This is a genomic window from Clostridium thailandense (genome assembly GCF_019207025.1).
Taxonomy (GTDB): Bacteria; Bacillota; Clostridia; order Clostridiales; family Clostridiaceae; genus Clostridium_AM; species Clostridium_AM thailandense.
Map to the genome: position 1 here is coordinate 1 of NZ_JAEEGC010000135.1, position 14415 is coordinate 14415.

Below are 14415 nucleotides of genomic sequence, written 5' to 3' on the forward strand. Positions count from 1 at the left end.
AGAGTAGAAGAAGTACATCATGCAAAAGAAGAAGGGGTAATACTTGATATTCTTACAAACCCAACAGAAATCATTGGTGATAAAAATGGATGGGTTAAAGGGATGAAGTGTGTAAAAATGGAACTTGGAGAGCCAGATGCATCGGGAAGAAGAAGACCAGTAGTAATTAAAGGTTCTGAGTTTGTATTAGATGTAGATACTGTAATAATGTCACTTGGAACTTCACCAAATCCATTAATTTCTTCAACAACTAAGGGCTTAGATATTAATAAGCACAAATGTATAGTAGCAGAAGAAGAAACTGGACTTACTTCAAGACAGGCAGTATATGCTGGTGGAGATGCAGTGACAGGAGCTGCTACAGTAATACTTGCTATGGGTGCAGGTAAAAAGGCTGCAAAGGCTATTGATGAATTTTTAAGTAAAAAATAATTAGATGCTGTATCATGGTTATAAAGGCCAACGGCCGAAAGTTGACTTACAAATTTTTATATGTGCTTTCAGCTTTGGAAACACATTATTGAGTATAAGTCAATTTTCTGGTGTAGGTATCTATAAAAATGATACAGCTTTTTTACTCTATAGATTAAAAATTGTTATATAAATTTATAAAAGTTGTTATTCAATAATGTGGTAAAATGTTGTAAAATTATAGTATGCTACATTAAAAATATTGGAGGGTGAAGAATATGTTATTAGAAAAAGTGAAAAAATATTATGATGAGGAATATAATTTAAGCTGTTCAGAGACTATGATATATGCGGCTAATGAGGAGTATAATTTGGAGTTGGATAAGAATACATTGAAATCAATGGCTGCTTTTGGCGGTGGCATGGCAATTGAAAGTGTATGTGGAGCAGTTTCTGGTTCGTTGGCTGTGTTAGGTATACTATTTGTTAAGGAAAAAGCACATGAAAGTGATAGAATTAAGGAACTTTCAAAAGAATTCTTTGAGAAGTTTGAAAAGAAGCTTGAAACAAATAATTGTAAAGAGTTAAAAGAAAAATTTAGAACAGAAAAAAGTAAATGTAGTGTCATTGTAGATACTGCAGCAGAGATATTAGATGAGATTGTTACAAGAGAAAAGTCAAAATAATTCTCCGACTAGGAGGTAAAAATATGGATTTTAATTATGTAGAAGATTTAGAAAATGGTGTATTAATAAAGGATGTTAGGAATTTTGAGTTGGATCACATATTTGAATGTGGACAATGTTTTAGATGGAATAAGCAAAAAAATGGGAATTATATAGGCGTGGCTTTCGACAGAGTAATAGAAGTAGAGAAACAAAAAAAAGATGTAATAATATATAACACAAGTGAGGAAGATTTTAAAAATATATGGAGTAATTATTTTGACTTGTATAGGGATTATTCGGACATAAAAGGTGAACTAAGTAAGGATTCCATTTTAGAAAAATCTGTGAAATTTGGTCATGGAATTAGGCTTTTAAGACAGGATCCTTTTGAATTAACAGTTTCGTTTATAATATCTGCAAATAATAGAATTCCGATGATAAAGAAGGCTATTGGGAAAATAAGTGAAAAATATGGAAATGAATTGGAATATAAAGGACAAAAATATTTTGCTTTTCCTACTATAGAGCAGTTGAGTAAAGCAACAGAAGAGGATTTAGAGAAATGTGGAACAGGATTTAGAGCTAAATATATAAAAAATACTGTAGATAAGATTTATAATAATACAATAAATAAAGATGATGAATATGATGAAAAGTTTGATATTAATTGGATAAAAGAACAAGAAGATGACATATGCCATAGAGAATTACAAAAGTATATGGGTATAGGGCCTAAGGTAGCTGATTGCATAATGCTGTTTTCTATGCAAAAATATTCAGCATTCCCTGTAGATGTTTGGGTGAAGAGAGCAATGCATTATTTTTATTTAGCTCCGGACGTGTCATTGAAGAAAATAAGAGAATTCGGAATAAATAAATTTGGTGAACTGTCTGGATTTGCTCAACAATACTTATTTTATTATGCTAGGGAAAATAACATAAGTGTGGAATAATTATAAAAATGCTATATATAATTTAAGTTTGTTATAAAGATATTAATTATAACAAACTTTTTTTGGCATTAAAAAACTGTTACATTTTTTAAAAATATCTGTTATAATGGTTAAGTGGTTGATTAATAAAGATAAAATAAGCTGTATTATAAAAATAAATTTAATAATTCAAAATTGCATTAAAATATATTGTGCTATATTTACGGAAGGGAGATATAAAATGATAAAATTTGAAACTCAACTAAAAAAACTTAAATATTTAGTTTTAAAAGAAGTAGCAACTATGGCTAAAGAAAATAGAATAAGTAAAGAAGAATTAGAGAAAGTTCCATTTAAGGTTATAACTGGCGATAAAGCAGAATATAGATGCTGTGTTTATAAAGAAAGAGCAATTGTTTATGAAAGGGCAACTTTAGCTGCAGGATTTATACCAAATCAAGGAGTCGAATCGAAGCTAACGGAAATTGAGGACGATGGACAGATCTTACATGTATTAGCAGCAGCCTGTGATAAATGTCCTATAGATAAATATAACATAACTGAAGCTTGCAGAGGATGTATTGAACATAAATGTATGGAAGTATGTCCGGCTAATGCAATATCAAGGGTTACAGGGAGAGCATATATAAATCAAGAGCTTTGCAAAGAATGTGGAATGTGTAAAAAAGTATGTCCATATAATGCAGTTGCAGAAGTAATGAGACCATGTAAGAGGTCATGTTCAACAGGAGCTTTAGATATTAATCCTGCTAATAGAATAGCAGTGATAGAGAAGGAAGAATGTATAAATTGTGGAGCTTGTATGGCAGCATGTCCTTTTGGTGCTATATCAGATAGAAGTTATATAACCGATGTTGTTAAAGCATTGATGAGTAAAGAAAAGGTGTATGCCATAGTAGCGCCAGCAATAGCTGGACAGTTCGGGCCTAAAGTATCAGTAGAAAAAGTAAAAGGTGCTTTTAAAAAATTAGGTTTTGAAGGTATGGTAGAAGCGGCCTGTGGAGCGGATGCCGTAACTGTTCATGAGTCAAATGAATTTGTGGAAAGAATGGAAAAAGGCGATAAATATATGACTAACTCATGCTGTCCTGGATTCATGAATTATATAGAAAAGAAGTTCCCAGATCAAGCCTTAAATATATCAGGAACAGTATCACCAATGGTCGCTGCAGCAAGAATGATAAAAGAAAAAGACAAGGATGCAGTTGTAGTTTTTGTGGGACCATGTACAGCTAAAAAGACTGAAGTCCTCAGAGAATCAATAAAAGATGCAGTAAATTATGTTATGACTTTTGATGAAATGTTAGCACTAATGGGAGCTTTTGATGTAGACCCAGAAGAGTGTGAAGAATTACCTGTTGATGATGCTTCTTCATTTGGAAGAGGCTTTGCTCAAGGGGGAGGACTTACTGCGGCAATAGAGAATTATATAAAAGAAAAAAACGTAGAAATTGAATTTAAACCTGTAAAGGCAAGTGGAATGGATGAAATTAAAAGAACTATGACTATGGCTAAGGCAGGAAGATTGACGGGTAACTTTATCGAAGGAATGATGTGTGAAGGTGGCTGCATAGGCGGTCCTGCGGCAATTGTTTCCATGATGAAATCAAAGGGACTATTAGCCAAGTTTAGTGGGTTATCTACTAAAAAATCTGTTCTTTCAAATGGAAACTTATCTAAGTTTGATGAAACAAACCTAGAAAGATAAAAGAAATTGAGATTTATTTAAGATGGAATTTTTGTTCCATCTTATTTTTTCATAAGTTCTATTATGTGTTTTATAAGAAAGAAGGTTTACTTTGATAAAATTGTAAGATACTATATAGATAAATTACTGTTTAGAGGGAAGTAAAATGAAAAAATTTTATGATAAGTTATCAAAATATAAATCTTATATTATGCTTATATTAGTCGGCATTTTCTTGGTATTTGTAGCGTATCAATATTATGCTAAATATTTTAATACTTTAAAAGATCCCAATGAAGTTAAAAATATAATTATGTCTTATGGAAGCTATAGTATGCTCGTATATATAGGGTTACAGGTACTTCAAGTAGTAGCGTTCTTTATTCCTGGAGAAATAATACAGATAGCAGGAGGATACATATTCGGTACTTTATGGGGAAGTGTTTTATCTATCATAGGAATAACCTTAGGAAGTGCCTTGGCATATGGCTTTTCACGTCATTATGGTAAGCCGCTAATAAATATGATAATTTCCAAAAAAGATATTAAATTTTTTGATAGAATACTTAATTTGGGAAATATAAATATCATTGTGCTTTTGCTCTATGCCATTCCAGGAATACCTAAGGATGCACTAGCATACATATGTGGCATTTCTAATATAAATTTTAAGGATTTCATAGTATTTTCAACAGTCGGAAGAATTCCGGGTATTTTGGTATCGGCTTATTTCGGAGCAAAGATTAATGGCGGCAATAGAACATTATTAATTATGATAGCGATAATATCTATAGTGTTATTCGTAGTAGGAGTCTTTAAAGGAGAAAAGATAATAAAGGGCTTTATGAAAAAAGGATATGCAAGAGATGATGAGTAATAGAAATTATTTATCATCTCTTAATTTTATGTACAATATTCTAATTACAATATTCAAGAATACTATCAGTAAAAGAATGAGTATAGCACAATGCAGAAAATATTCTTCAGGTAATAGAGAAATAACTGGATCTGTCTTAGGATCTAAAAGCCAATAGTTGTTATTAAATAATAACTCATGGAAATAGGTGAATAATCTGTCGAAATTCCAATAAAATGCAGCTAAAAGTAGGCTGCAAATAGAAAAAGTAAAATTAGAGCACCATTTTAAAAATAAAAAAATTTTGTTTTTAAATCCAAAATACATTGAAGATGCAGTCAAAAGCATTGAAAACAACAAAATGAAATTAAGTTTAAAAAAAAGTTTTTTCACTTCAACAAAATGAGTCATACCTTCCACGGATGAAGGCAAAAATGGAATTTTGAATTCTATAGGTCTAGTTGTATTTACATAGTATATTAAATAATCATAGACTGATTTTATTTCATTTTTACCTAAGCTTGTATACTTTTCAATATGTAAATAATTTATATCAAAATAATATAAGGGTCTAAAATTAAGGGTAAATTTAATAGATAAAGTTAAAATAAACAAAAATAGTGATATAGAGAATAGTATTTGCAGAAGGCTCTTAAATAATTTGCTTATATCAATCATTCCTTTCATTATATTAAAAAATATGTCTATATTGGTATTATAACCAACAAAATGGGAAAATAATATAGGTGTGTGATTAATATTAAATATTTCACTATAGTAGTGTAATAATGAAATTAGTAGAAATGAAGAGAAAAATCTATTTATTCTAACACTATTTGGTTATTTGGCCATTTATAATAGATTAAGTTGAAAATTAGAATTTGAAAATGTAAATACAATTAATTATTATAATAATTGTATTAGCACTCAAGAGTGATGAGTGCTAACAACAAAGTTAATAAAATGATTTTAAATATAACATATAAAATTAAGGAGGGGTTTAAATGAACATTAGACCACTTGGTGACAGAGTCGTTATTAAAAGAATTGAGGCAGAGGAAACTACAAAAAGCGGTATAGTATTACCGGGAACTGCAAAGGAAAAACCACAAGAAGCTGAGGTTGTAGCAGTAGGACCTGGCGGACTAGTTAATGGAAAAGAAGTTAAGATGGAAGTAAAAGCTGGAGACAAAGTATTATTCTCCAAGTATGCTGGAAATGAAATTAAGATGGATGCTACTGAGTACATCATCTTAAAGCAAGACGACATATTAGCTGTAATAGAATAGTAGACTAAACAAGACTTAAAACGTAAATTTAATACGAAATCGTAGGGAGGTTTTATTTATGGCAAAAAGCATTTTATTTGGCGAAGAAGCTAGAAGATCAATGCAAGCAGGTGTTGATAAACTTGCTAATACTGTTAAAATAACATTAGGACCAAAAGGAAGAAATGTTGTACTTGATAAGAAATTTGGTTCACCACTTATAACTAATGATGGTGTTACTATAGCAAGAGAAATAGAATTAGAAGATCCATATGAAAATATGGGAGCTCAACTTGTTAAAGAAGTTGCTACAAAAACAAACGATGTAGCTGGTGATGGAACAACTACAGCTACATTACTTGCACAAGCTATAATAAGAGAAGGATTAAAAAATGTTACAGCTGGTGCTAACCCAATGCTTATAAGACAAGGTATAAGAATGGCTGTTGATAAAGCTGTTGAAGAAATCAAAAAGGTTTCAAGACCAGTAGAAGGAAAAGAAGATATAGCAAGAGTTGCTGCAATATCAGCTGCTGATGAAGAAATAGGTAAATTAATTGCAGATGCTATGGAGAAGGTTGGAAACGAAGGAGTTATCACAGTTGAAGAATCTAAATCCATGGGAACTGAATTAGATGTTGTTGAAGGTATGCAATTTGATAGAGGATATGTTAGCCCATATATGGTAACTGACACAGAAAAAATGGAAGCTTCAGTAGATGATGCATATATTTTAATAACTGATAAGAAAATATCAAATATTCAAGATATATTACCAGTACTTGAGCAAATAGTACAACAAGGAAAGAAATTATTAATAATAGCTGAAGATGTAGAAGGCGAAGCATTAGCTACTTTAGTTGTTAACAAATTAAGAGGAACGTTTACTTGCGTAGCAGTAAAAGCTCCAGGCTTTGGTGACAGAAGAAAAGAAATGCTTTTAGACATAGCTACACTTACTGGTGGTCAAGTAATATCAGAAGAATTAGGAAGAGACTTAAAAGAAACTACAATTGAAATGCTTGGAAGAGCTGACTCAGTTAAAATTTCTAAAGAAAACACTACAATAGTAAATGGAAAAGGCGACAAGAATGCTATCCATGATAGAGTAGCTCAAATAAAGAGACAAATAGAAGAAACTACATCAGATTTTGATAGAGAAAAATTACAAGAAAGACTTGCTAAGCTTGCTGGTGGAGTAGCTGTAATCAAGGTTGGTGCTGCTACTGAAACAGAATTAAAAGAAAGAAAGCTTAGAATAGAAGATGCTCTAGCAGCTACTAAAGCAGCTGTTGAAGAAGGTATAGTTCCAGGTGGTGGAACAGCTTACATTAATGCAATACCAGAAGTTGAAAAATTAACTTCAAATGTTGCAGATGCTAAAATTGGTATTGACATAATCAAAAAAGCATTAGAAGAACCAGTAAGACAAATAGCATTTAATTCTGGAGTTGAAGGTTCAGTAATAATAGAAAAAGTTAAGAACAGTGAAACAGGAACTGGATATGATGCTTTAAATGATCAATATGTAAATATGATCAAAGCTGGTATCGTTGATCCAACTAAGGTTACAAGATCAGCTTTACAAAATGCTGCATCAGTAGCATCAACATTCTTAACAACAGAATCAGCAGTAGCTGATATTCCAGAAAAGAATCCAGCTCCAATGCCAGGCGGACCAGGAATGGGCATGGACGGAATGTACTAATTTTCTGAACCATAAAGCATAAACTAAATAGTAAAAGCGTTATGTTATTGAAGACATAACGCTTTTACTATTGTATGTTCAGCAAAGAAAATAATTTGACGGAGAAATTCCTTTGAGAAAAAAATCTGTATAAATAATTTAATATTTATATATTTAATATATACTGGAATTATTAGCTCAATGATGAAACATATTGACTTCGTAGGCAAATGATGCTAAAATAGTGTCATTATTAATATATGAGGGATACAATGAAATGCATACGATAACTGGGCATCGATGGTATGTATGGAGTAAGTGATGCAACCGACCCTATATTCATGAATTTAGTTATGTATTTACAGAATTTATGAATATAGGGTTTTGTTTTAACATAAATAAAATTATTTTATATATGAATCTAGAAGTTTTTGAAACTCCTGTTCAGTAAACACCTTCTTGTATTTTATTCCATTTATATATATAGTTGGAGTGCCGGTTATATTTCCAGAAGTGAGTTCATTTTCGATAGCTTTATTCATAGTTTCGTAATTTGGAACTGTTTCTTCTTTTAAATTAAGAACAGCTTTCACTGTTTCATAAGATTTTTTTGAATATAAATCGAACTTATCAAAAATATTTTCAATGTCATCCAGACTTTTTGGTGCAAAATATTTATTTATTTTTTCATCATTTTGAAATTTTGGATGATCAACAGGTTTATATATGTATAATAGCTTTCCGCTTTTAACATATTTTTTTAAAGTGGTTCCAATATTTTTGTGCAAATTTCTACAATCTTTACATTCATAGCTTGAATATTCAACTATGACTACTTGAGCATTTTGAGTATTGCCAAAACTGTACCCTTCGTTATAATTTATAAAAGCTAGCTTTCTTTCTAAATTTTTCGTGCTACTGTCTTTGGTATTTACGCTATTTGTACATCCTGATAAAAAAATAAAATTCCAAATACAAAAGAATAAAAATATTTTCTTCATTAAAAATCACTCCCTTAATATAATTTGTATATCAGAAAAAGATTATTTGCAACATAAAATTTTGTGGAGGTATATATTTTTTATTTACACACAAAATAGCATGCAAACTATTTTGATAAGAAATTAATGGGGGATAATTATTTGTATAAAAAATAAAGATTTTTATATATTGTTATAAAGGGAATTAATACAAAAATAAAGGATGAGGTGAGTTATGCAGGAACAATTATATAGGGAACTTTATGAGTTGGAAAGTAAACATTGGTGGTTTGTTGCTAAAAAGAAAATTGTATTATCTATAATAAGAAAATATGTAAATTACGATGAGAATAACAAAATATTAGATGCTGGATGTGGTAGTGGTCTTATGCTTAATGATTTAAAAGAATTTGGACAGATATATGGTATGGATTGTTCTGAGGAAGCAATAAAGTTTAGTAAACTTATATTTGACGGTGAAGTTAAGCAAGGATATATGCCAGGGAATATACCCTACAATAAAAATTACTTCAATGTAATTGTAGCTTTAGATGTTATTGAGCATATAGAGAATGATGAAGGTGCACTTATGGATTTAAGAGAACACTTAACAGATAATGGTATTTGTGTGATTACAGTACCAGCGTATATGAGTTTATGGAGCAATCATGATGTTGTACATCAGCATAAAAGGAGATATACATTAAGTGAGCTAAAAGGAAAGTTTTTACGCGCCGGATTTAAAGTAGAGAAGATTTCGTATTATAATAGCATATTATTTTTGCCTATATTTATTATCAGACAAATTCATAGATTGCTCAAGATTGAAAAAGGTTCAGATGCTGAAATGCCTAATAGATTGTCTAATCTTATGTTAGAAAGTATCTTTTCTTTTGAAAAATATATATTAAGATTTTTTAACATGTATTTTGGTGTTTCTATAATTGCAGTAGTAAAAAAGTTTGAATAATAAAAGGTAGTTTGTTATGAAATTTAAATTTGTCATTAAAAATGTAAATTGTGGAATTCTGGCCACTGTTTTGGTTATATTCATATGTTCACTCACCTTGTTTGTGAGGCCTATAGTTGGTATGGCTGATAACGGGGATTTTTTCCGTATAATTAGTCAAAGCAATGTCTACTATTTGCAAGGTGATAATGCACATACTTTCCTAGGGTATTTTGACAAGAATTATGGTATTTATAAATATAATAATGAAAACCCCAAAATGGTAATATCTACACAACCTATGTTAGTCAAGACGGCAGTTTTTATAGACAAACTTATAACTAGAGATTATGTATTCGATATAAGGTTTTTGGCTTTCTTATATGTTGTAGTATATGCAATTAGTGCTTATCTTATAGTGACAGCATTAACTTATAATATAAAGTCAAATAAGTTTAAACTTTTATTTACAGCTTTGTTTGTTTTTGTGTTTTGTGATACTGGATATATAGCTTATTTTAACTCTTTCTTTGGTGAAGCTGTAAATTTAAGCTTTTTCTTATTAAGTCTAGGTATATTGCTATATATGTATAAATTTAAGAAGTATAGCATACTAAATCTGATTATGTTCTTTTTAGTTTCTCTAATTTTTATAGGATCAAAACAACAGCTTTCTCCTGTAGGGCTCTTAGTTGCTTTTGTGTTATTAAGATTATTTATGGCTAATAGAACAAGAAGCTTTAGGTATATTGCTCTAGCATGCATAATGACTATCATAGTTTCTTCCTTATATTTTTATAGATCCATATCTGGTGATTTTGATTATATAAATAGATATTATGCAATGACTCGTGGAATTCTTCTTTATGAGTGGAAACCAGATGAAATACTAAATCAATTCAATATAAATACTCAATATTCTATGCTTCAGGAAACTGTAGGGTTTAACAAGCTGCCAGTTATAGATCCTAATAGTGATAAATTAAAAAAAGAATTCTATAGTAAGTATTCTGTTTTAAGTATAATAGTTTTCTATTTGAAGAATCCCAGAATACTTGGAAAAATGGTGAATTTTGGTGTGGTTAATGGTTATTCTATTAGACCTAGGGTCTTAGGAAACTATGAGAAAAGAGAAGGAAAAGCTTTTGAGCAGCAATCCTATTTTTTTTCTCTGTGGAGTACAATAAAAGAAAGGTACATACCACATAACACGTTTTTGACTGTATTAGGTTTTGGAATATACTTTTATTTTGCTGTAAAAAGATATCTTATTGCAAGAAAAAATGAGGATATGGATTCACAGCTATTTGAAGAAGCTTTCTTATATGTGTTTTTAGTAGGAGTGTCTCAGATATTTATTTCTGTAATAGGAGTAGGGGATGGAGATCTTGCAAAGCATGTATTTATGTTTAATGTGAGCTTTGATATTATGCTTTTATATTCAGCCAGTTTAATTATTGAAAATATATATGAAAAAAATTGTTATATGCATGGGAAGGAAAAGAAAAAATGGGGATTGAAGATTATAGGAAAAAAATAGATATATTTATGACACTATTTATAACTTATTTTTTCGTTATATGCTTGTCCTTTGAGTATATTACAGTTCAAGGAAACTATGAGAATTATATAATGTTGACATTAGCTATGATAGTAGCACTTATAAGTTATTATACTAATATAACTTTTTCTTTAATATCAGTTTTAGTTGTAGATTTTGGTTATGCTAGTTATAGGCTTTATAGAAACATTGTACAAGGTGTTGCAGTAGATATAAGAGTATATTATTGGGTTATTATAATACCAATAGCTGCAGTAGTAGTTACTGTTTTAGCAAGATATATATTAGAACTTCAGATTCAATTAAATAAAGCTAATACAGATAATAAAAATTTGGTAATGATAGATGAAACAACTGGAATAAGGAATTCTTCGGCTCTTTTTAATGAGATTCCTATATATATGAATATGTGTAAGAGACACAAGATACCAGTTGCAATTATGTTGGTTAGATTTAAATATAGTAGAAAACTTAAAAGCATTGTGGGTAAAGATTTTTTTAAGGAAATAATTACTGAGTGCTCTGAAATTTTGGAGGATTCCTTGAGACTTGAAGACAGAAAATATATTCTTAATGAGGAAAGTACCTTTGCATTTATACTTATTTCTGATGAAAGTGGATGTGAAGTAGTGAAAAAAAGATTTAAGGAAAATGTGGAAAGAATAAATTTAGATAAGAATAGCTTATTTAAAGGCTTAAAATTAGAGATACAAGTGGGGTATTATAGTTACAATAATGATATTAAGGATGCGATGGATTTTGTAGCTAGAGCGGAGATGGAAATAGACTATGATGTCTAAGATAAAAAAAATACAAATATTAATATTGTTAATATCAATATCGATATTTGCGTTTAATGGGGTAAAAGTAAGAGCAGAAGAAAATAAGGTTTTAATTATATATGATTCTTATAAAGAATTTGGATTAGAAGAAAATAAATTAAATTTATTAGTTCAGACAATTCTAGGTACTGGAAATGGAGTAGATATAGTAAACATAGACTCTTATTCTAAGGAGTCGATTGATAAATATAAATTTTTATTTGTATTATATAATAATTCATCTGAATTACCCGATGGGTTTATTCAGGATCTACTGAGATTTAAGGGGAGAATAGTTTGGATTGGAAAAAATTTTGATAAGCTTTTAGAAAATAAACAAAATATTAAGTATATATCTAATTTTTCTTCAAAGGATGAAAGTTATAATGTTTTAAGAAAAGATATTTATAAGGTTATTAATGACAGGGAATGGGATAAACAAAGTGTATATTTGTTAATTGATGAAGTATATCCATTCGTAGATCTTGGAGAGTTTATTAAAAAGATAGATTTTTTATATGATCAAGGAATTCCTTTTATATGTAGTGTAATGCCAGTTTATGAAAATCAGGATTTTGATGCTATGAAACGTTTTTGTGAAGTATTAAGATATGCACAAAGTAAAGGTGGAAAAATAATATTACATTCTTCAATTATGAAGGGTAATGATATACCAGGAAAAGATGTACAAGATAAAATGAGTTTAGCACAACAAATTTATATAAAATATGGAGTTTATCCTGTGGCAATTGATATACCGGAAAGTCTTTTATATAAGGAAGATTATAAGGAGTTAGTTCATTGCGGCAATAATATTTTTATTGAAAAAGATAATAATATAGGAGTTATTGACTTTAAAAAATATTCTATAGATGGTTTTGATAAAGTAATTGATAAAATAGATATTACTAACGATTATATCTATGAGCCATCTCAAATTACTTATGATGCTGCTTTTAGTTTCAATTCAGATTTAGAATTTGATAGTTTTAAAGCTGGAATAAAGCATATTATAGATAAAAGAATTTCCTTTAATGATGTAGAATCTCTAAATACTACAATGAAGCTTGGAGGAATTGAGCTGAGAAGTGAAAATTCTAATATATTATTAAATAATGAAGTGGTAAATGAGCAAAATAGCAGTTCAAAAGCTTCATCACAGGGAAACAGTGGTGAAATAGAAGCTATTGATATAGGAAATGCAAATGGACGTATAATAAAAATAACAATTGGAGTATGTGTTGTTTTTTTTATAATTGTTTTAATAAGTAGAAGAATAGAAAGAAAAAAATTCTTTAAGTAGAGGGGCTAGATTCGATTATGAATATATTTGATTTTTTACTTATATATTCTTTGGTTATTATATGGATAACAATATTTCTTAATGTAGTATTAGTAATAGGGGGATATATTTATTATCTTAAAACTTTAAAAATTAAAATGAAAAGTGATTTAAAGGAGTATCCTTTTGTTTCGATTATGGTTCCGGCACACAATGAGGGTGTAGTAATAGAAAAAACCGTAAAATCTTTATTAGAGTTGGAGTATCCTGAAGATAAATATGAAATTATAATTATAAATGATAACTCTAGTGATAATTCTTCAGAGATATTAAGTGAAATACAGAAGAAAAATCCTAACAGAAATTTAGTAGTAATAAATACGGATAACATTACTGGAGGAAAGGGAAAATCTAATGCCTTAAATATCGGATTTGGAAAAAGTAAGGGAGAATTTTTGGTGATTTATGATGCTGATAATACTCCGGAAAAAACAGCTTTGATATATCTAGTACAAACCATTTTAAAGGATAAAAAATTAGGGGCGGTTATAGGAAAGTTTAGATGTAGAAACAGAAAGAAGAATCTCCTTACTAAGTTTATAAATATTGAGACTCTAACATTTCAATGGATGGCTCAAGCAGGAAGATGGCAATTATTGAATCTTTGTACTATACCAGGAACTAATTTTGTAATTAGAAGAAGCTTGATTGAGGAAATGGGAGGATGGGACTCTAAGGCAATAACAGAAGATACAGAGATAAGTTTCAGACTATATAGAATGGGCTATAAGATAAAATTTATGCCGTTGGCAGTAACTTGGGAACAGGAACCTCAGACTTTAAAGGTATGGTTTAAACAGAGAGGAAGATGGGCAAAGGGAAATATATATGTAGTTGCTAAAAACCTCAAATATATTTTTACTAAAGAAGGCGGAGTAAGTAGATTTGATGTATTCTATTATGTTTTAATATACTTCTTTTTTCTATCGGCAGTAATATTTTCGGACATGCTATTTATATTAGGATTAGCTCAGGCTATACAACTTGATATAGCAGGTTATAGCATTATATTATGGCTTATGGCCTACAATGTATTTTGTTTATCTATTTTTGTTGCTATATCTACAGAAAAAGGAGAATTAAATTTTGGCAATTTTTTAGTAGTACTAATAATGTATTTTACTTATTGTAAACTTTGGGGTATAGTAGCAGCTTTAGGCTTTTATAATTTTGTTAAGGATACCATCTTTAAAAGGGAGGTAAAGTGGTATAAGACAGAAAGATTTTAAGGA

14 protein-coding genes and 1 riboswitch are annotated in these 14415 nt (G+C 29.5%); of the genes, 12 read left to right on the top strand and 2 right to left on the bottom strand.

Going from position 1 to position 14415, the window contains the following annotated elements; translation table 11 throughout:
- The 5 genes from I6U48_RS22780 to I6U48_RS22800 form a co-directional block, all read left to right on the top strand.
- Window positions 1–432 (top strand): FAD-dependent oxidoreductase (locus I6U48_RS22780; RefSeq protein WP_218322783.1); only part of this gene is annotated, 432 nt, incomplete at its 5' end.
- A gap of 257 nt (window positions 433–689) precedes the next feature.
- On the top strand, window positions 690–1097 hold the full coding sequence (locus I6U48_RS22785) for a C-GCAxxG-C-C family (seleno)protein (RefSeq protein WP_218322784.1): 408 nt from the start codon (window positions 690–692) through the stop codon (window positions 1095–1097).
- 23 nt (window positions 1098–1120) lie between these two features.
- Complete coding sequence (locus tag I6U48_RS22790; RefSeq protein ID WP_218322785.1) at window positions 1121–2032, top strand: DNA-3-methyladenine glycosylase family protein; 912 nt, start codon at window positions 1121–1123, stop codon at window positions 2030–2032.
- 220 nt (window positions 2033–2252) lie between these two features.
- Window positions 2253–3740, top strand: a complete 1488-nt coding sequence (locus tag I6U48_RS22795) for a 4Fe-4S dicluster domain-containing protein (RefSeq protein WP_218322786.1) — start codon at window positions 2253–2255, stop codon at window positions 3738–3740.
- A gap of 145 nt (window positions 3741–3885) precedes the next feature.
- Complete coding sequence (locus I6U48_RS22800; protein WP_218322787.1) at window positions 3886–4596, top strand: TVP38/TMEM64 family protein; 711 nt, start codon at window positions 3886–3888, stop codon at window positions 4594–4596.
- 6 nt (window positions 4597–4602) lie between these two features.
- Here the strand turns inward: I6U48_RS22800 and I6U48_RS30535 are convergent, their stop codons facing one another.
- Window positions 4603–5262 carry a TIGR01906 family membrane protein gene (locus I6U48_RS30535; protein WP_376774593.1) on the bottom strand — a complete coding sequence of 220 codons (660 nt, stop codon included), beginning with the start codon at window positions 5260–5262 and terminating at the stop codon, window positions 4603–4605.
- Window positions 5263–5579: 317 nt separating this feature from the next.
- Between I6U48_RS30535 and groES the strand changes: the two genes are divergently transcribed.
- On the top strand, window positions 5580–5864 hold the full coding sequence (gene groES / locus I6U48_RS22810) for a co-chaperone GroES (RefSeq protein WP_218322789.1): 285 nt from the start codon (window positions 5580–5582) through the stop codon (window positions 5862–5864).
- 58 nt (window positions 5865–5922) lie between these two features.
- The gene (groL, locus tag I6U48_RS22815; RefSeq protein WP_218322790.1) at window positions 5923–7551 is read left to right on the top strand and encodes a chaperonin GroEL; all 1629 of its coding nucleotides are present in this window, start codon (window positions 5923–5925) and stop codon (window positions 7549–7551) included.
- 235 nt (window positions 7552–7786) lie between these two features.
- Window positions 7787–7871, top strand: a riboswitch (cyclic di-GMP riboswitch).
- Window positions 7872–7934: 63 nt separating this feature from the next.
- On the opposite strand, the gene I6U48_RS22820 is transcribed toward groL, so the two are convergent.
- Entirely contained in the window at window positions 7935–8531 is a 597-nt protein-coding gene (locus tag I6U48_RS22820) for a thioredoxin domain-containing protein (protein WP_218322791.1), read from the bottom strand.
- Between the two features lie 214 nt (window positions 8532–8745).
- On the opposite strand from I6U48_RS22820, the gene I6U48_RS22825 reads away from it, so the two are divergent.
- The 5 genes from I6U48_RS22825 to I6U48_RS22845 are packed head-to-tail and all read left to right on the top strand — an operon-like array spanning window position 8746 to window position 14412.
- Window positions 8746–9480: a class I SAM-dependent methyltransferase gene (locus I6U48_RS22825; protein WP_218322792.1), complete on the top strand. Its 735-nt coding sequence runs from the start codon at window positions 8746–8748 to the stop codon at window positions 9478–9480.
- A gap of 16 nt (window positions 9481–9496) precedes the next feature.
- Window positions 9497–10999 carry a YfdI family membrane protein gene (locus I6U48_RS22830; protein WP_218322793.1) on the top strand — a complete coding sequence of 501 codons (1503 nt, stop codon included), beginning with the start codon at window positions 9497–9499 and terminating at the stop codon, window positions 10997–10999.
- Window positions 10969–11820, top strand: coding sequence for a diguanylate cyclase domain-containing protein (locus I6U48_RS22835; RefSeq protein ID WP_218322794.1), 852 nt, complete (start codon window positions 10969–10971; stop codon window positions 11818–11820). The genes I6U48_RS22830 and I6U48_RS22835 overlap by 31 nt, the downstream gene beginning before the upstream one ends.
- Window positions 11810–13144 (top strand): DUF2334 domain-containing protein, encoded by a 1335-nt coding sequence (locus tag I6U48_RS22840; protein ID WP_218322795.1) that lies wholly within the window; start codon window positions 11810–11812, stop codon window positions 13142–13144. Before I6U48_RS22835 ends, I6U48_RS22840 begins: the two co-directional genes overlap by 11 nt.
- Window positions 13145–13161: 17 nt before the next feature.
- On the top strand, window positions 13162–14412 hold the full coding sequence (locus tag I6U48_RS22845; RefSeq protein ID WP_218322796.1) for a glycosyltransferase family 2 protein: 1251 nt from the start codon (window positions 13162–13164) through the stop codon (window positions 14410–14412).
- Window positions 14413–14415 lie beyond the last annotated feature (3 nt).